21 protein-coding genes and 1 other annotated feature are annotated in these 18,601 nt (G+C 42.4%); of the genes, 17 read left to right on the top strand and 4 right to left on the bottom strand.

Annotated elements, in window-relative coordinates; translation table 11 throughout:
- A complete protein-coding gene (locus tag N693_RS19205) occupies positions 1-390 on the bottom strand; it encodes a ribonuclease HI family protein (RefSeq protein ID WP_037593157.1) in 390 nt (129 codons plus the stop codon).
- A 78-nt stretch (positions 391-468) separates the two neighbouring features.
- Here N693_RS19205 and N693_RS0111045 point away from each other — a divergent pair, with 78 nt between their 5' ends.
- Positions 469-657, top strand: coding sequence for a zinc-finger domain-containing protein (locus N693_RS0111045; protein ID WP_025784841.1), 189 nt, complete (start codon positions 469-471; stop codon positions 655-657).
- 51 nt (positions 658-708) lie between these two features.
- On the opposite strand, the gene N693_RS0111040 is transcribed toward N693_RS0111045, so the two are convergent.
- Positions 709-912, bottom strand: a complete 204-nt coding sequence (locus N693_RS0111040) for a cold-shock protein (protein ID WP_025784840.1) — start codon at positions 910-912, stop codon at positions 709-711.
- A gap of 131 nt (positions 913-1,043) precedes the next feature.
- Between N693_RS0111040 and N693_RS0111035 the strand changes: the two genes are divergently transcribed.
- Positions 1,044-1,676, top strand: coding sequence for an HD domain-containing protein (locus N693_RS0111035; RefSeq protein WP_025784839.1), 633 nt, complete (start codon positions 1,044-1,046; stop codon positions 1,674-1,676).
- Positions 1,677-1,700: 24 nt separating this feature from the next.
- Here N693_RS0111035 and N693_RS0111030 read toward each other — a convergent pair whose 3' ends face one another.
- Positions 1,701-2,237 (bottom strand): transcription repressor NadR, encoded by a 537-nt coding sequence (locus tag N693_RS0111030; RefSeq protein ID WP_025784838.1) that lies wholly within the window; start codon positions 2,235-2,237, stop codon positions 1,701-1,703.
- Between the two features lie 28 nt (positions 2,238-2,265).
- Entirely contained in the window at positions 2,266-3,552 is a 1,287-nt protein-coding gene (locus tag N693_RS0111025) for a replication-associated recombination protein A (RefSeq protein ID WP_025784837.1), read from the bottom strand.
- A gap of 136 nt (positions 3,553-3,688) precedes the next feature.
- Between N693_RS0111025 and cymR the strand changes: the two genes are divergently transcribed.
- From cymR to mtnN, 15 genes are all read left to right on the top strand, one after another.
- On the top strand, positions 3,689-4,111 hold the full coding sequence (cymR, locus tag N693_RS0111020; protein ID WP_025784836.1) for a cysteine metabolism transcriptional regulator CymR: 423 nt from the start codon (positions 3,689-3,691) through the stop codon (positions 4,109-4,111).
- Between the two features lie 13 nt (positions 4,112-4,124).
- The gene (locus tag N693_RS0111015; RefSeq protein WP_025784835.1) at positions 4,125-5,273 is read left to right on the top strand and encodes a cysteine desulfurase family protein; all 1,149 of its coding nucleotides are present in this window, start codon (positions 4,125-4,127) and stop codon (positions 5,271-5,273) included.
- Between the two features lie 23 nt (positions 5,274-5,296).
- Complete coding sequence (mnmA, locus tag N693_RS0111010; protein ID WP_051508734.1) at positions 5,297-6,418, top strand: tRNA 2-thiouridine(34) synthase MnmA; 1,122 nt, start codon at positions 5,297-5,299, stop codon at positions 6,416-6,418.
- A gap of 13 nt (positions 6,419-6,431) precedes the next feature.
- Positions 6,432-7,109, top strand: coding sequence for a lipopolysaccharide assembly protein LapB (locus tag N693_RS0111005; RefSeq protein WP_025784833.1), 678 nt, complete (start codon positions 6,432-6,434; stop codon positions 7,107-7,109).
- A gap of 14 nt (positions 7,110-7,123) precedes the next feature.
- Positions 7,124-9,634 (top strand): ATP-dependent RecD-like DNA helicase, encoded by a 2,511-nt coding sequence (locus tag N693_RS0111000; protein WP_025784832.1) that lies wholly within the window; start codon positions 7,124-7,126, stop codon positions 9,632-9,634.
- 43 nt (positions 9,635-9,677) lie between these two features.
- Positions 9,678-9,884 (top strand) — a binding site (T-box leader).
- A gap of 140 nt (positions 9,885-10,024) precedes the next feature.
- A complete protein-coding gene (gene alaS, locus N693_RS0110995; protein ID WP_025784831.1) occupies positions 10,025-12,655 on the top strand; it encodes an alanine--tRNA ligase in 2,631 nt (876 codons plus the stop codon).
- Between the two features lie 84 nt (positions 12,656-12,739).
- Positions 12,740-13,012 carry an IreB family regulatory phosphoprotein gene (locus N693_RS0110990; RefSeq protein ID WP_025784830.1) on the top strand — a complete coding sequence of 91 codons (273 nt, stop codon included), beginning with the start codon at positions 12,740-12,742 and terminating at the stop codon, positions 13,010-13,012.
- Positions 13,009-13,428, top strand: a complete 420-nt coding sequence (ruvX, locus tag N693_RS0110985; protein WP_025784829.1) for a Holliday junction resolvase RuvX — start codon at positions 13,009-13,011, stop codon at positions 13,426-13,428. Before N693_RS0110990 ends, ruvX begins: the two co-directional genes overlap by 4 nt.
- 9 nt (positions 13,429-13,437) lie before the next feature.
- Positions 13,438-13,734, top strand: coding sequence for a DUF1292 domain-containing protein (locus N693_RS0110980; RefSeq protein ID WP_025784828.1), 297 nt, complete (start codon positions 13,438-13,440; stop codon positions 13,732-13,734).
- Between the two features lie 113 nt (positions 13,735-13,847).
- The gene (gene mltG, locus N693_RS0110975) at positions 13,848-14,972 is read left to right on the top strand and encodes an endolytic transglycosylase MltG (RefSeq protein ID WP_025784827.1); all 1,125 of its coding nucleotides are present in this window, start codon (positions 13,848-13,850) and stop codon (positions 14,970-14,972) included.
- A 23-nt stretch (positions 14,973-14,995) separates the two neighbouring features.
- On the top strand, positions 14,996-15,634 hold the full coding sequence (locus tag N693_RS0110970) for an O-methyltransferase (protein WP_025784826.1): 639 nt from the start codon (positions 14,996-14,998) through the stop codon (positions 15,632-15,634).
- A gap of 33 nt (positions 15,635-15,667) precedes the next feature.
- On the top strand, positions 15,668-16,306 hold the full coding sequence (gene udk, locus N693_RS0110965) for a uridine kinase (RefSeq protein WP_025784825.1): 639 nt from the start codon (positions 15,668-15,670) through the stop codon (positions 16,304-16,306).
- 101 nt (positions 16,307-16,407) lie between these two features.
- A complete protein-coding gene (gene greA / locus N693_RS0110960; protein ID WP_025784824.1) occupies positions 16,408-16,881 on the top strand; it encodes a transcription elongation factor GreA in 474 nt (157 codons plus the stop codon).
- A 105-nt stretch (positions 16,882-16,986) separates the two neighbouring features.
- Complete coding sequence (locus N693_RS0110955; RefSeq protein ID WP_025784823.1) at positions 16,987-17,700, top strand: YrrS family protein; 714 nt, start codon at positions 16,987-16,989, stop codon at positions 17,698-17,700.
- Between the two features lie 28 nt (positions 17,701-17,728).
- Positions 17,729-18,421: a 5'-methylthioadenosine/S-adenosylhomocysteine nucleosidase gene (gene mtnN / locus N693_RS0110950; RefSeq protein WP_025784822.1), complete on the top strand. Its 693-nt coding sequence runs from the start codon at positions 17,729-17,731 to the stop codon at positions 18,419-18,421.
- Positions 18,422-18,601 lie beyond the last annotated feature (180 nt).

The raw sequence follows: 18,601 nt of genomic DNA, 5'->3' as shown, positions 1-18,601 counted from the left end.
TCATCGCTGCTTATGAATCGCTTGGCGAGCGAGCGCATCTGCTGCCCGATTCGTATCATCTGAAATCCATTTGATGAAAAAGTACTCGAAGTTCTTTGTGAGCTCGAGTACTTTTTTTAAGTGGGGTTTATAAAGGTCATTTTTTACGAATTCTTTTTCTACGGCTTGCACCACGAGTTGAGAATCACTTCTGACAGAAAGAATTCCGGACGTTAATTTCGTAGCTTCCTCTAGCCCTCTGATGAGCGCTAGAAACTCCGCTGAATGGTTATCACACGGTTGGATCGATTCTGAGAGTTTAATGGAGTGGCCTTCGCCTGTAATATAAATACCAATCCCACTTTTTCCAGGGTTTCCTGCACTTGCGCCGTCTGTATATAATTCAATCATGTGAATGTGCCTCCTGTTTAGTTGCATCCTCCCGTAAGAAAACATACAATTACCTTAAAGGTCTGATGGGAGTGACTTATGAAGAAAACTATTGTTATTTCTGAAATAGATGAACTACTTGATATGTATTGTGAAGGATGTCTAGTGAAAAAGCATTTGACACAAGAACGTGGTAAGACGGAAGCACACAAGTTTTGTATACGGGAATGCACTGTGGGCGACCAACTTCGCTTTCTTGGGTCTGAAATGAATAAATTAATGAAATAAGATCCCACTGATTGAATCAGAGGGATCTTTACATATTATGATGAGTGATCATTAATCGGTCGAAGAGACATTTGCCGCTTGAGGACCACGATTACCTTCTATAATTTCAAAAGAGACATTTTGTCCCTCATCCAACGTTTTGAATCCTTCTGCTATAATGCCTGTGAAATGGACGAAAACATCTTGTCCGTCATCCGCTTCAATGAAACCGTACCCTTTTTCATTACTGAACCATTTGACTTTACCGTGGTACATAAATATTCCTCCTCGGCGTTAGATGTCTTCCCATTTAAACCATGGTTAAGTTTACTATACCGCAACCTTTTATGAAGGTCAAACGCACTATCAGATTTTTGGAAAATATAAAAAAGGTGTGATTTTAAAAAATGACATATAGTGTACAGTGTGCTATAAAAACGAAAGAAATATACGAAAAATTTGATGCAAGTCATGATTTTGACCATATTTTACGGGTTTTACAAAATGCCTATGAAATTATGGAAGAAATTGACGGTGTGGATCGGACAGCTGTGGAGTTGGCGGTCTATCTGCATGATGTGGATGATCCAAAGTATGCAGAACTCACCGGAACTTCAGCTGCGGCAATATTGAAGGAATTAGCTGTTCCTCAAGCTCTTTCTGAACTCGTGTTAGCCACAATAGAATCAGTATCCTTTAGTGGAGGCAATTCAAAAGAAATAGATTCTCCTGAAGGTGCCATCGTTCGGGATGCAGATCGATTGGATGCTATCGGAGCTATCGGAATTGCACGCACTTTTGCTTACGGCGGTGCGAAAGGCCGTAAAATATATGACCCGACAGAGAGTATACGCACAAGCATGTCAGAACATGACTACCGATCGAAAAAAACGGCTTCCGTTACACATTTTCATGAAAAATTATTTTTGTTAAAAGATTTAATGGTCACAGAAAGAGGTAAACAACTCGCAGAAGATCGACATCAGTTCATGAAACAGTTTGTTCGGCAATTGGAAATTGAAACAGGACAATCTTTATAAAACTGAATGTGCGAAAAGCAGGCATCACTCAACGAGGATGCCTGCTTTACGTAGCGCTACAAATGCTTGGTCGAGCTGTTTTACATTATCCGCCATCACAGTATGTAAGTGTGTATGGTCTTCTGATAGAGCGGATAAGTAGACGGCATTGGCCGCTGCGATCTTTTTGAGGAATTCTTTTACTTCCATGCGGTTTGTCACCATAATCGAGGCAGTTAAGTCTCCATATACAGGATGTTCCACCCGGACGTCTTTAACAGTCACACCATGATCCACGAAAATCGTCAGTTCCTCTTCGGTTTGGTTTGCAGAATGCTGACACACCACAATTCTTTCGATTTGGTTGGCAGCTTTTTGTTCATTCATGTACAAATATCCTCTACTTGTTGCAACAATCGGTTCATCCACAGCTTTCAACAAATTAATGTCTCCAACCACAATTTGCCTACTAACACCTGTTCGTTCGCCAATTTCTTTTCCTGTGATCGGTCTATTAGCTTGTTTCAATAGCTCGAGAATTTGGAATCTACGTGCTTCGCTTGCTGTCTGGTTTGTTGACATGCATCCGTCATCTCCTTTTACTGATCGTTCACTTTTTCTTTCTGAACTCTTTTAATCGTTCATAAATAGCTGCCGATTTTTTCTCTTCACCTGCTAAAACAGGTGTGTAAAATTGTAGGTTCGTGATAGAGTCCGGCAAATAGGACTGATTTACCCACCCACCGAAAGAGCCGATCGGGTGATCGTGTGGGTAGATGTATCCGCCATGTCCTAATTTTTCAGCACCAGCATAATGTGTATCACGCAAATGCATTGGGATATCACCGGTCTTCCCTTGGTGAATTGCAGCAATGGCAGCATCTAATGCTTTGTAAGCGGAGTTAGATTTGGAAGCGAGGCACATTTCGATGACAGCATTCGCGAGTGGAATCCGTGCTTCAGGCAACCCTAATCGGATAGCGGCATCCGTTGCAGCAGCTACATGTGGACCGACTTCTGGTGCAGCAAGCCCTACATCTTCATAAGCCATGACAAGCAGTCTGCGATTGACAGAGACCAAATCTCCAACTTCAAGTAAGTGTGCTAAATAATAGAGTGCGGCATCCGTATCGCTACCTCTGACAGATTTTTGCAAAGCGGATAGAAGATTATAATGATGAGAACCGTTTTTATCACCAAAAACCCCAATTCTTCCAATCAGGTTCTCAATCAGCCAATCTTCGATGATGACTTTTCCACTTTCTTCGTCAGATGCAGAAATAAGTGATTCGAGTAATGTCAGTGCTTTGCGAGCATCCCCATTGACGCCTTCAGCAATTTTTCCGATTTGCTCATCTGAGATTTCAATTTGTTGTTTCCCGAGGCCTCGGGTTTCGTCGTTAAGGGCTCTATTCAGCAACACGAGTAAATCTGCTTTTTCAAGCCTCTGCAACTGTAGAATTTCACCGCATCTGGAACGGATGGCAGGGTTGACATCATGAAAAGGATTTTCCGTAGTCGCACCTATCAACACAACCGATCCGTTTTCAACGTGTGGTAAGAGAGTATCCTGCTGAAGTTTGTTAAAACGATGGATTTCATCTAAAAACAAAATGACTTTCCCTGTGATTCGAGCTTCGTCTACAACACGTTCAATATCTTTTTTTCCTGAAGTCGTTGCATTTAATGGAATGAAAGTTAAATTCGTTGAACCGGCAATCGCATAGGCAAGAGACGTTTTTCCAATACCCGGTTCTCCGTAAAGTAACATAGAGGGCACGTGTCCATTTTTGATCATCCGATAAAGCGCCGTATCAGGACCGATGACATGCTGTTGACCAGCAATTTCGTCAATGGTTCGCGGTCGCATTCTAAATGCTAGAGGTTCGTTGTGCATGGTATCCCTACTTCCATTCAAAAGTGTTCTGTTGAGATAAGTATACATGTGCAGTAGCTTGAAGTCATTTCAAGGAAGCCGAGTGTTCGAATATGATATACTATCTGAAGCAATTTCAAAAAAGGGACGATGGCTTATGAGAATATCAACAAAAGGAAGATACGGATTAACCATTATTGTCGAACTTGGCAAACGATATGGAGAAGGTCCAGTTCCGTTACGCAAAATAGCGGAAGAACAAACACTGTCAGAGGCGTATTTGGAACAACTTATCCCATTGCTTCGAAATGGTGGTCTGGTGAAGAGTATCAGAGGGGCTTACGGCGGTTACAAACTGTCGAAAGAGCCTTGTGAAATGACTGCAGGGGATGTCATTCGACTTCTTGAAGGTCCTATCCAACTTGTAGAAGGACTTGAAGAAACTGATATCCCACAACAATCGCTTTGGCTGAAAATCAGCGAAGCTGTTCGGGAAGTACTAGACACGACAACAATTGAGGACTTAATACAATCTGAAAGAAACAAACCTAAATCAGACGGTTATATGTTTTATATTTAAAGGAGTTAAAAGCATGAAAACACCTATCTATTTAGATCACGCAGCGACAACACCTATACGGCCTGAAGTGGCAGATATCTATATGAAAACGATGCAATCAGTTCCTGGAAACCCTTCCAGTGTACACAGTCACGGGAGAACTGCTAGAAAGAGTGTGGACGATGCGCGGCAACAACTTGCTCGCTCAATTCATGCTGAACCGAGTGAAATCATTTTAACATCAGGTGGGACGGAAGCGGATAACTTGGCGGTCACTGGAACTGCAATGAGCAGAAGACATCTCGGAAAACATATTATTACCACGACGATTGAGCACCATGCGGTATTAACAACGTGCGAAGCGCTCGAAAAAATTGGGTTTGACGTGACGTATTTGCCGGTGGACCGCAATGGACAAGTGACTGTTCAACAAGTTACTGAAGCACTACGGGAGGATACAATCCTCGTTACAATCATGTATGGCAATAACGAAGTCGGCACGATTCAACCAATCAAAGAAATAGGCGAACTGTTAAATGATCATCAAGCGCTGTTCCATACAGACGCTGTTCAAGCCTATGGGGTTCTTCCTATCAATGTGAACGAGTTACATGTTGACTTACTGTCGGTTTCATCCCACAAAGTGAATGGTCCGAAAGGCGTTGGTTTCCTTTATCAGCGTAAAGGGATAGACACTTCTCCGATTATGCATGGGGGGTCACAGGAACGGAAACGAAGGGCAGGAACTGAAAACGTACCTGCAATCGTTGCATTTGCTAAAGCTGTTCAACTTTCTGCTGATGAACAACTTGAAAAAGCGGTACGCTATACGTCGTATCAAACGATCATGAAAGAAGCATTCCAACAGTCGGAGGTCGAATACGAACCGACTACGGAAGAAGGTACGCCTGTTCTTCCACATATTTTCAATGTTTACTTTCCGGGAACAGATATTGAGTCTTTGCTCGTCAATTTAGATTTAGAAGGAGTATCCGTGTCCAGCGGGTCTGCCTGTACAGCAGGTTCTTTAGATCCTTCACACGTTTTGCTCGCGATGTATGGAGCAAAATCACCGCGTCTTAGAAGCTCTGTCCGTTTCAGTTTTGGCTATGGCTTATCAGAAGAAGACGTACAACAAGCGGCAGAACGGATCGCACTCGTCGTCAAACGTACTGTGAAATAACACCTAAAAGGAATGAATTATAAATGAGAATCGATAAAGCAAAAAAAGATACAAGAGTCGTCGTAGGAATGTCGGGTGGCGTTGACTCATCTGTCGCTGCCTATCTGCTAAAGCAAGAAGGCTATGAAGTCATAGGAATCTTTATGAAAAACTGGGATGACACCGATGAGTTTGGTGTTTGCACGGCAACCGAAGATTACGAAGATGTCATTAGCGTATGTAACCAAATTGGTATTCCTTATTATGCTGTCAATTTTGAACAGCAATATTGGGATAAAGTATTTACGTACTTTTTGGATGAATACAAAGCTGGTAGAACGCCGAATCCAGATGTAATGTGTAACAAAGAAATTAAATTCAAAGCATTTTTAGAACATGCGATGAATCTTGGAGCAGACTTCCTTGCAACTGGCCACTATGCCCGAATAGCTGAAACGGAAGATGGCGTTGCGATGCTTCGTGGCGTTGATGCGAATAAGGATCAGACGTATTTTTTGAACCAACTGAACCAAGAACAATTGTCTAAAGTTATGTTTCCAATCGGCGACATGGAAAAGAGTCGAGTCCGTGAAATCGCGGAAGAGGCTGGTCTTGCTACAGCTAAGAAAAAAGACTCTACAGGTATTTGTTTTATTGGGGAAAGAAATTTTAAAGAGTTCCTATCCAACTATTTGCCGGCTCAACAAGGCGATATGAAAACGATGACGGGTGAGAAACAAGGTCGTCATGACGGTTTGATGTATTATACAATTGGACAACGTCACGGTCTTGGAATCGGTGGTTCAGGAGAGCCTTGGTTCGTAATTGGAAAAGATCTTAAAGCCAATACATTATTGGTTGGACAAGGCTTCCACCACGATGCGCTCTATTCGGATAGTTTAACAGCGACTGAAGTGAGCTTCACAACTGCACGGACTTTGCCAGAAGAGTTCAAGTGCACAGCTAAATTCAGATACCGCCAAGCAGATACAGGTGTCTCTGTAAAAATGACAGGACCGACAACTGCTGAAGTTGTATTTGACACGCCAGTCCGTGCAATTACACCAGGTCAAGCTGTCGTCTTATACGATGGCGATGAGTGCCTTGGTGGGGGAACAATCGATACAGTCATTAAAAATGGAAAAACACTCGACTATGTCGGATAAGGGAGAAGTAAAAATGGGACACAATGAACAAGCGATAGAAGCGTTGCAATCAGGTAACTTTGAAAAAGCAGTGGAAGAATTCATTAAAGCAGCTGAAGAAGCTCCTGACGATCCGGTCGGTTATGTAAACGTCGGGAACGTATTTGCATCCATTGGAGATATCGAAAAAGCAGAACCGTTTTTCCAAAAAGCACTCACGCTAGATGGTGAAATGGGAACAGCCTATTACGGGTTAGCCAACCTCTACTTTAACCAAGATCGTTACGACGAAGCAACAACGCTTTACGAAAAAGCAATTTCCTGCGGTGTTCAAGAAGCAGACGCTTATTTCATGTTAGGGAAAAGTTTGGAGCGAGCAGAAAAAGGTCGCTTGGCATTACCTTATTTACAAAGGGCGCTTGAACTAGCTCCAGAAGATCTTGAAATTCGCCTGTCTTATGGGATTTTACTAGCGAACGAAGGTGTCTATGATCTAGCCGAAGACCAATTCAAATCGATCTTAGAAGTAGAACCAGAGAACTCTGACGCTCACTTCAACATAGGGTTCTTATATGCAGTTTCTACAGAAGACAAGGAACAGGCGTTACATCATTTAGAACGTGCATACATGATTGACCCAGAGCATGTCCAAGCAAGATATATCTACGACATGATTCAAATGGGGGAAGAACACGAATCCGCTGACGAGTGAGGTGACGCTAGACCATGGAAAAAACCGATTCAGCAGTTCAAGAAGAACCTTTTTTAATTGGCAGAGCGGTCGTGACGATTTTCCATAACCCTGATAGTTTGTTTACGATTGCTAAACTCAAAGTGCGGAAAACAAATTGTTCGTTTGAAGGAAAAGAAATTGTCGTCAAAGGGAACTTTCCAAAACTATCCGAAGAGGAAGAGTACCGGTTTACGGGAAGACTCATCAATCACGCAACATATGGTCAGCAATTTGATGTAAAAACGTTTCAAAAAGAATTGCCTGCAACTGAAACAGGGTTAATCCACTACTTATCAGGAGACCTGTTTCCTGGGATTGGACGAAAAACTGCTGAAACAATTATCAATCACCTGGGTCCTGATGCGATTCGCAAAATAATGGAAAACGAAGGCATATTGGATGAAATCCCTCGTCTCAATGCTGAAAAGAAAGAGACACTCGTTTCCGTCCTCCGAGATAACCTTGGTTTGGAACGGACCATCGTCAAATTGAACGAGTGGGGGTTTGGACCGCAAGTTGCCATGCGGATTTATCAAACCTATAGGGAAGAGACGATTGAAAAGCTAACTGAAAATCCGTATCGTCTTATTGAAGATGTGGAAGGGGTCGGATTCCAACGTGCGGACGAACTTGGCAGGCAACTAGGAATCACAGGTACACATACTTCTCGGATTCAGGCAGCGATCCTACATACGATCAATACCGGGATTCTCTCGAGTGGTCATGTGTACTTGGAAGCCGTTCAAGTGTTACCGGAAGTCAAACGTCTATTGGAATCTAGCCAGCCTGAGGAAATCCCTTTCAAATTAATATCCAATGCCATTATTGAACTTGTGGAGGAAAGCCGGTTGAGTGCAGAACAGCGCAAACTCTATTTGCCTTCATTGTATTTTTCAGAACTAGGAATCGCTTCGAAAATGGAGCGGATTTTGGATCAAGATCGTAAAAATACATTTCCGTCTTCAGAAATGAGAAAAGCAATTGGTGAAACGGAAGAACGTCTTGAAGTCAACTATGCGGAAACGCAAATTGCTGCGATTGAACAAGCCCTCAATTCTCCGGCTATGATCTTAACGGGCGGACCAGGAACTGGTAAAACTACTGTAGTGAGAGGTCTTGTTGAAGTATACGCGGAGTTGCATGGACTGACACTCGATCCAAAGGAATATGCGAAAAAAGAAGAACCTTTTCCGATCATTTTGGCAGCTCCTACTGGCCGTGCTGCGAAAAGGCTATCAGAATCTACGGGACTTCCCGCGATGACGATACATCGGCTTCTCGGCTTCACGGGACAAGAGAAAGAAGAAGAAACCGAGCGAGAAATCAAAGCTAGACTTGTCATTATTGATGAAGCGTCGATGCTCGATACGTGGCTTGCCCATCAGCTTTTGAAAGCAATCGATAATGACGCCCAGATCCTGTTTGTCGGAGACCAGGATCAGCTACCATCTGTTGGTCCAGGTCAAGTGTTACGTGACTTTTTGGAGTCCGGAACAATTCCTGTCGTCGAACTGACTGAAATTTATCGGCAAAGTGCGGGATCTACAATTATCGAATTGGCTCACGCTATCAAGAAGTCTGAACCACTTGGCGATTTAGCGATGAAAACATCAGATCGCTCATTCATCCGTACTGATGCAGACCAAGTAACGACAGTTGTAAGTCAAATTGTTAAAAATGCGTTAACTAAAGGTCAAGCTATTAAAGATATTCAAGTGCTTGCCCCTATGTACAAAGGTCCTGCGGGCATCGATGCGTTGAATACCATGATTCAGGAAATGGTGAATCCAGCTTCTGCAGGTCGTAAAGAAGTCACTTTCGGAGATGTTGTTTACCGAATTGGCGATCGCGTGCTTCAACTCGTCAACCAGCCTGAAAGTAATGTGTTTAATGGTGACATGGGTGAAGTGATCGCAATCTTAAAAGCCAAGGAAACAATCGAGAAAAAAGATCTGATGGTTGTATCGTTTGATGGAATTGAAGTGACTTATGAACGGACGGATCTGAATCAGTTAACACTGGCATACTGTTGTTCTATCCATAAGTCACAGGGGAGTGAATTTCCTACAGTTATCATGCCAGTTGTTCGTAGCCACCGGAAAATGCTTCGGCGCAATCTACTTTACACAGGGATTACTCGAGCTAAAAACTTTCTCATTTTATGTGGCAGTCCAAACGAATTTAAAGAAGGGATATCCAGGATGGATGAGCGTGAACGGCAGACAACTTTGAAAGAACGCCTTCGCGGAGAAAGTCCGGAACCTGTAGCTAACGAGCCGTCTAGTGCTGAAGTAGACGCCCCCGCAGCGGTAGAAACGAATGCCACGAATGCCACAGAGTCGGAAACAGTCCTTCAAACGGAATCAGTTATTACAACTGAGAAATTAGTCCAACCCCACAAGGAATTGCCGCAGGTTCTATCCAGCGAAACTGTATTGGATGTGGACCCGATGGTAGGGATGAACGGAGAAAGTCCATACGACTTTATGCAGACTGTGAATTGACAACACTTTCCGACTTCCTTATAATCCAAGTATAGCTTGAATACAAAACACATTGATGGAGAAAGTATGCATGTTAGAGTGTGGAAAGAGAGGCTTCCCCAGGCTGAAAGGGAGCTCACACAGCGAATGCTGAAAGCTGCTCCGGAGTGCGGGTAAACCCCGCCGTATGCCGCGTTATGGCAACTCAAGATGCCGGAGTCTATATTTTCGGCAATGAGGGTGGTACCGCGAACAACACTTCGTCCCTTTCCAGGGGCGGAGTTTTTTTATTTTCAGCTAGTTACATGAATTGTCTTGATGTACCCTTAAGACAGATACTTTCAACTTTAGTCAACAGAATTACCTGCACCTAATTTTTTCTGAAAGCTTATATCCAAGGAGGAATTGATGATGAAATCACTTACAGCATCTGAAATACGTAGTTTATTTTTAGATTACTTTAAAGCAAAAGGGCATAGTGTCGAGCCGTCCGCACCACTAGTTCCAATCGACGACGCCTCTTTATTATGGATCAACAGCGGTGTCGCGACACTTAAGAAATATTTTGATGGACGGGTTGTTCCTGAAAATCCAAGAATCGTCAATGCACAAAAGTCAATCCGTACGAATGATATCGAAAACGTTGGTAAAACTGCTCGCCATCATACTTTCTTCGAAATGCTTGGTAACTTTTCAATTGGGGACTACTTCAAAGAAGAGGCTATCCTTTATGCATGGGAGTTTCTAACACATCCAGATTGGATTGGGTTCAATCCGGAGTTGCTATCCATCACGATCCATCCTGAAGACGAAGAAGCATACACGATTTGGAGAGATAAAGTCGGCTTACCTGAAGAACGTATTATCCGTCTGGAAGGAAATTTCTGGGATATCGGTGAAGGACCAAGCGGACCGAACTCGGAAATCTTTTATGATCGTGGACCTTCATATGGAGACGACTTCTCTGACCCTGAACTATACCCTGGTGGAGAAAACGACCGTTACTTGGAAATTTGGAACCTAGTGTTCTCGGAATTCAACCATAATCCGGACCATACGTATACACCGTTACCGAAGAAAAACATTGATACAGGAATGGGTCTGGAGCGGATGGCATCTGTTTTACAAGAAGTGCCGACTAACTTCGATACGGACCTTTTCTTGCCAATTATTCACGCGGTGGAAAAAGTTTCGGGTGAAACTTATGGTAAAGACGATGTAAAAGATACAGCTTTCAAGGTAATTGCGGATCATATCCGTACCGTTGCATTCGCTATCGGTGACGGTGCGCTCCCTTCTAACGAGGGTCGAGGATATGTACTCAGAAGACTCCTACGTCGTGCCGTTCGATTTGCGAAACAACTCGGCATCGATCGTCCATTCATGTATGACCTTGTTCCGGTTGTTGCTGACAAGATGGAAGACTTCTATCCACAAGTAAAAGAAAAACAGGAATTCATCATGAAAGTCGTTAAAAACGAAGAAGATCGATTCCATGAAACATTGACGGAAGGCATGAGCATGTTAAGTGGTATTTTGGAGAAAGCGAAATCTACAGAACAGCCTACTGTTTCTGGTGCAGACGCATTCCGACTTTATGACACTTACGGATTCCCGTTCGAATTGACCGAAGAATTTGCTCAAGAAGCAGGCGTAGCGGTTGATGAAGCTGGGTTCCACGACGAAATGGAAGCACAACGTAAGCGTGCAAGAAACGCTCGTCAAGACGTTGACTCCATGCACGTTCAGTCAGGTGTGCTTGGAAATATTCATGAATCGAGTGAATTCATCGGCTATGAGCAATTAGAGAGTGAATCGAAAATTGTTGTCCTCTTAACAGATGGTGAACTTGCTGAGCGAGCAACTGTAGAAGACGAAATCCAATTCATTCTTGACCGAACTCCGTTTTATGCAGAAAGTGGGGGTCAAATTGCAGATAAAGGAATGATTGCAAATGATTCGTTTTCTGCAGAAGTGGTATCAGTAAAAAAAGCGCCGAATGGGCAGCATTTGCATACAGCGATTGTCCGTTCAGGTGAAGTGACACCCGCGACGTTTGTGCGTGCACAGGTGAATAAGTCTGATCGTGCTCTCACTGTGAAAAATCATACGGCAACACACTTATTGCATAAAGCTTTGAAAACAGTATTAGGGGAGCACGTCAACCAGGCAGGTTCATATGTTGGGCCTGATCGCCTTCGCTTTGACTTCTCACACTTTGGACAAGTTACTAAAGAAGAGCTAGAACAAATCGAACAGATTGTGAACGAGAAGATTTGGGAAGATATCGCGGTTTCAATTGAACAAAAAGGGATTGAAGAAGCGAAGGAAATGGGCGCTATGGCATTGTTTGGAGAAAAATATGGTGACGTTGTACGCGTAGTATCGGTTGGAGACTACTCTCTAGAGTTATGTGGTGGATGTCACGTCCATTCAAGTGGCGAAATTGGAGTCTTCAAGATTGAATCTGAAGGCGGTATCGGAGCAGGAACGCGACGAATTGAAGCAGTGACTGCGAAACAAGCGTATCGTTCATTTAAAGAGGAGGAAGCTGTTTTAATTGAGGCTTCGTCACTTATGAAGTCCAATCCGAAAGAGCTTGCAATAAAAACGGCATCTTTCCTTGGAGATTTCAAAGATTTGCAACGTGAAAATGATTCCTTATCTGCAAAACTAGGAAATAGCCAGTTGACGGATGTGTTAGCAAACGCAAAACAGATTGACGATATGACAGTCATAGCTGCCCGTGTCGATACAAAAGACAATAATGCACTGCGTCAAATGATTGATGAGCTAAAACAAAAAATAGAAAAAGGTGTAATTGTTTTAGGTGCGGCTTCAGAGGGCAAAGTGATGTTGGCGGCTGGCGTAACTGCTGATTTAAAAGGTGAACAGCATGCAGGGAAAATTGTCAGCCATGCGGCGTCATTATGCGGAGGTAAAGGCGGGGGCCGTCCTGATATGGCAATGGCTGGAGCAAAAGACGTCTCAAAACTTGATGAAGCGCTCCTTTCCGTGTATGATTATGTCAAATCTGTTTAACTGAATCCGGCTTCCAAATTTGTGGCTTGTGAGGGTCATAGTATTGGTAAGCCGATCGGACAAATTGAAAGCGGGGTGTCGATTGTGAATTCATATGACAAAACGATGAAGTTCAATTTTCCTGAGGAATCGATGGAGCAAGAGGTCAAACAGGTGATGCTCCACGTGTACAAGGCATTAGAGGAAAAAGGATACAACCCCATTAACCAGCTTGTAGGCTACTTGCTCTCAGGCGATCCTGCTTATATCCCACGCCATGAGGACGCACGTAATATGGTCCGTAAATTGGAACGGGATGAAATTTTGGAGGAACTTGTGAAGTTCTATGTCCGTGAAAACGGAGGCAGTAAGAAGTGAGAGCGATGGGCTTAGATGTAGGATCTAAAACAGTCGGCGTCGCAATTAGCGATGCCATGGGTTGGACGGCTCAAGGAATTGAAACAGTTCAAATTGACGAAGAATCGGGTAATTTAGGTATGAAGCGTATTAAAGAACTTGTTAAAGAGTATAACGTCAGTTCTTTCGTTGTCGGTCATCCTAAAAACATGAATAATTCGATTGGTCCTCGAGCAGAGGCTTCTGAAAGATATGCCCAGTTGCTAGAAGAAAAATTTAATATGCCTGCAATCCTTTGGGATGAACGGATGACAACAATGGCTGCAGAACGGATGTTAATCGAAGCAGACGTTAGTCGGAAAAAACGAAAGACTGTCATCGATAAGATGGCAGCAGTCATGATTCTTCAAGGATATCTTGACTCAAAAACTACATGAGGTGATCAAATGGAACACGGAATGGAAACAATGACAATTGTAGACGAAAAAGGACAAGAACATGTATGTGAAGTAATTTTCACATTTGAATCAGAAGACTATGGCAAATCATACGTGCTTTATCACGTACTTGGCGACGAGCCTGAAAACGACGATGAAGAAATTGAAATCTTTGCTTCAAGCTTTGTCCCTTCAGAAGACGGTGAAGACGGGGATCTAATGCCTGTTGAGTCTGACGAAGAATGGGAAATGATCGAAGAAGTTTTCGGTACTTTCTTAGACGAGCAAGACGAAGACGACGAGTAAGCCATATGCGCACGTACGGAACGGTGCACACCGTTCCGTTTTTTTCATTGCAGACAATTGGTAGCGTTAATGCAGCTAGCCTGTGATACAACGAGAAAGAGGTGACCTTCCATATGGCGAAGGGTTCAAAAAAAGAAGTGATGTTTGAACGTATGCAAGAACAGAAAAAAGAAGTTAAAGTCATACGCAAAATTGTTTTTTGGATTGCGATTGCATTGATTCTACTTGTTGCGGTGGGTGGGTTCTTCACTTATCGATACATAAAAAGTGCACTTGAGCCAATGGATGCCGAGTCCGAAAAGACGGTAGAAGTAGAAGTTCCTATTGGTTCAGGGCTAGATACGATTTCTCAAATTCTTGAGGACAAAGGTCTTATTAAAAATGCGAAAATCTTCAAATATTATGCGAAGGTGAATAACGAATCAGACTTTCAAGCAGGAACTTATGGTTTGTCTAAGTCCATGACGCCTGATGAACTTCTGAAGAGTTTAAAAACAGGCAAAGTCTATCGTACACCTGTATTTACGATGACGATTCCTGAAGGATTAACAGTTGAACAAATTGCTGAACGAGTGGCAGCAAAAACAACCATAACAAAAGAAGAGTTTCTGACCTATATTGACTCCGACGAGACGATTACGAATTTACAAGCTTTATATCCAGAGGTTATTACCGATGAAGTGAAAAATGAAAACATTCGTCATCCGTTGGAAGGCTATCTTTTCCCTGCCACTTATCCATTTTATGAGGAAGAACCTACTGTGCAGACGGTAGTCGAGACACTCATTGAAGGAACGCGAGCAAATGTTACACCTTATTTAGCTTCACTTGACGAAAATAAGAAATCAGTCCACTGGTTGCTTACTTTTGCATCTTTATTAGAACGTGAAGCAACTGCCCAAGCGGATCGCCAAACAATAGCGAGTGTCTTTTATAATCGTTTGGAAGAGGGGATGCCTCTACAAACGGATCCAACCGTCTTATATTCTCTAGGCGAACATAAAGATAAAGTCTCGCTCAAAGATTTAGAAGTAAAGAACGCATACAATACGTATCAGAACAAAGGATTGCCGCCCGGTCCAATTGCAGCACCGGGAGCAGCATCGATTGAAGCTGTAATCGATCCGTCTCATACAAAATATTTTTATTTCCTAGCAGATAAAACTGGGAAAAACCACTTCGCCAAGACGTATGATGAACATCTGAAGTTAAAAGCGGAGTATATTGATGGCAAGTAAAATAGCAGGATGGAGTTTGTATAATGACAAATTATGAAACGTACCGGTTAAACTTCGAAAAGGAAGTGGATCCGATTGTCAAAGAAATGGAGAAGGACGCTGAAGAGAATTTTGTACCTATCATGGAACGCAGTGGAATTGAAACATTTATCGGCTTGTTAAGTATTCAAAAGCCCTTAACCTTGCTGGAAATAGGGAGTGCAATCGGCTATTCTGCGATACGTCTCGCGCAATCGAATCCTGGATTGCATATTTCCACCATTGAGAGGGACGAAGAGCGGCATGCAAAAGCAGTTCAATACATCAATCGTGCCAAGTTGAATGACCGGATTACCTTGTTTAAGGATGATGCACTGACATTCGACACAGCGTTGCTTCCATTTGAATACTTTGATGCTTGTTTCATCGATGCAGCTAAAGGGCAGTACAAACGCTTCTTTGAAAAGTATGAACCTGTCGTCAAGGCGGGTGGTGTCATTTACTGTGATAATATGTTTATGCATGGAATGGTATTTTTAGAAGATCAGGAAGTGCCAAAACGCAATCGCACGATGATTCGAAATTTAAAAGCATTTACAGAATGGATTATGGACAATCCTGCGTATGAAACTTCCTTACTTCCTGTAGGAGATGGAATTTTAATCGCTCGTAAAAACTTATAAAGTTGCACCAGCTACAGAGGAGGAATTAGGAAGATGGGAACGCAAAAACCCTTAATTATCGGTATTGCAGGAGGCTCTGGCTCAGGGAAAACTAGTGTAACAAAAAAGATTCATCAAGTTTTTCAAGATCATTCTGTAGTCGTTATTGAACAAGACTTTTACTATAAAGACCAGTCACATTTAGAATTTGAAGAGCGACTTGCGACCAATTACGACCATCCACTTGCTTTTGATACTGATTTGTTAATAGACGATTTAGAAAAACTTCTTATTCGTCAGTCGATTGACAAGCCAGTATACGACTATGCGTTGCATACACGTTCAAGTGAAACGATTGCGATTGAACCTAAAGATGTGATTATCCTAGAAGGTATCTTGATTTTGGAAGATAAACGGTTAAGAAATCTGATGGACATTAAATTATTTGTCGATACGGACGCGGACTTGAGGATTATTCGAAGAATTCTACGAGATATCAACGATCGAGGTAGAACAATTGAATCCGTCATCGATCAGTACATGAGTGTCGTTCGCCCTATGCATAATCAGTTCATCGAACCTACAAAGCGTTATGCAGACATAATTATTCCGGAAGGTGGTCAAAACGAAGTCGCAATAGACCTAATGGTAACGAAAATAAAAACAATTCTTGATTCTGGTAATGATATGTAATATGATGTTGTCAGATATTCATATAGTAAACACTATGTCGCATACCTTTCTTTGAGGTGCGACATATTATTTTGATGATTTGCAAATTGAGGAGTGAGGAAATGGTTTCTGAAAAAAAATATCCAATGACTATTTCAGGCAAACAGAAATTAGAAGATGAACTCGAATTTCTAAAAACAGTAAAACGTAAAGAAGTTGTAGAACGTATTAAAATCGCGCGTAGTTATGGAGACTTGTCTGAGAACTCCGAGTATGATTCTGCAAAGGAAGACCAAGCTTTCATTGAAGGGAAAATCTCATCTCTTGAATCTATGATACGCAATTCTGTTATCATATCAGAAGATACAAGAACTGAAGAAGCGCAACTTGGTAGTACAGTAACGTTTAAGGAAATCCCAGACGGGGAAGTTGAAACGTATACGATTGTAGGATCTGCTGAAGCTGACCCGTTAGAAGGCTTGATTTCCAATGATTCACCTATCGCCAAAGGAATTCTTGGTCGAAAAAAAGGTGATCAAGTGAAAATCATAACACCGGGTGGCGAAATGCAAGTTGAAATCACAGAAGTGAAGTAACATAGAGATGCCGCCTTCGAAATAAAGGCGGCTTTTTTTGTGAAACATCACGCATGCAGAAACGTCCAATCGTTTGAAGCGTGGAACTAAGGGAGATGATTTCAAGTGAGTGAACAAAAACCGGAATTTTCGAGGGTGCGTCGGAAACGACAAAACAATAAAGGGAATAAGATGTTGAATTGGATGATTGCCATCGTTGTTTTGTTAATTGTCCTCGTGGGAGTGAAAATACTTTCAAGTGATAGCACACCAGAAGAAAAAGAAGTAGCTATAACTGAAACAACTCCGGAAGATGAAGCGAGTGGTACTGAAAATAGTACTGAAGGATCTGATGATGGGGACACGGAAGAGGATTCAGACCAGTCTGCAGAAGGCGATGACTCTTCTAAAGAAGGAACTGTCAGTGACGAATCAGATGATAGCGAACAAAGTGATGATTCATCAAAAAAGAAAGATAATGAAAAAGAAGGAACTGTTACATATACAGCTAGTGAAGATGCCGTCGTTGACGAAACAGTTTCAAATGCGTCTTGGGAGCCTGTAGGAACGTCACAGACAGGTAATCACGTTTCGCAGTATGATGGGAAATCAGTAGACTGGCAGGAGAAAAAGAAGGCACTAGCGTATGCAACAGGAATGGCTGAAAATGACATGATTTTCTTGAAGATTAAAAATGGGGGAAGCCCACAGAAGTCTATTGGGATTGTCTCTTCAAAAGACAAATCAAAAAAATTTAGAGTCTATTTGGAATGGGTTGACGGCGAAGGTTGGAAACCGACGCAAATGGACGTTTTGAACACACTCGATTTTAACTACTAATAGGTAATGAGGGATAGGAGATACTACTATGAAAGTTGGAATTATCGGAGCAATGGAAGAGGAAGTTACCATACTCAAAAATCAGTTACAGGCAGCTCGTCATAAAGTTATCGCTGGTTATGAATTTAGTGAAGGGACGCTTGGGGATCGTGAAGTCGTACTCGTAAAAAGTGGCATTGGTAAAGTGAACGCTGCTGTAGCGACAACTTTATTGCTTCAACTATTCAAACCTGACGTAGTTTTGAACACTGGATCAGCAGGCGGTATAGGTGAAAACTTAGAGGTCGGAACAGTTGTGCTATCGAAGGATGTTACGCATCACGATGTAGATGTAACTGCTTTTGGATACGCACTCGGTCAAGTACCGGGTGGGCCGGTCACATACAGTGCAGACGAAAAGCTTCTACAAGTTGCTGCAAAAGCAGTCGAAGAAATTGGCAAACATTCGCATGCTTCAGGGTTAATCGCTTCAGGAGATGTGTTTATGAGTGATCCTGTGCGTGTATTAAATGTGAAGCAACAGTTTCCTGAAATGATTGCTGCAGAAATGGAAGCTGCTGCAGTTGCACAAGTGTGTCACGAATTCCAGGTCCCTTTTGTTGTAATTAGAGCGCTCTCAGATATTGCTGGGAAAGAATCCTCCTTGTCATTCGATGAATTTCTACCTGCGGCGGCACAACATTCTTCAGAAGTTGTGCTTGAAGTCATCTCGAAACTTTAATCCATTCGTGGTAAACTAGATAGAAGAAGTAAAACCTAATTCATGGAGCGAGGAGGAACTCGTATGCTATTTTTAATGTTGGGTGCATTTATTGTCACAGCTGCTCTTACAGGCGTGATCTATTTTGAAGTGAAAGCTGATTGATGATAATCAGTGTAGACGTCTCCAGCGAGGGTACGA

This window comes from Sporosarcina sp. D27 (assembly GCF_000586555.1).
GTDB lineage: Bacteria > Bacillota > Bacilli > Bacillales_A > Planococcaceae > Sporosarcina.
The sequence above is the reverse complement of the archived record's forward strand: the minus strand, read 5'-3'. Positions and strand labels throughout refer to the sequence as shown.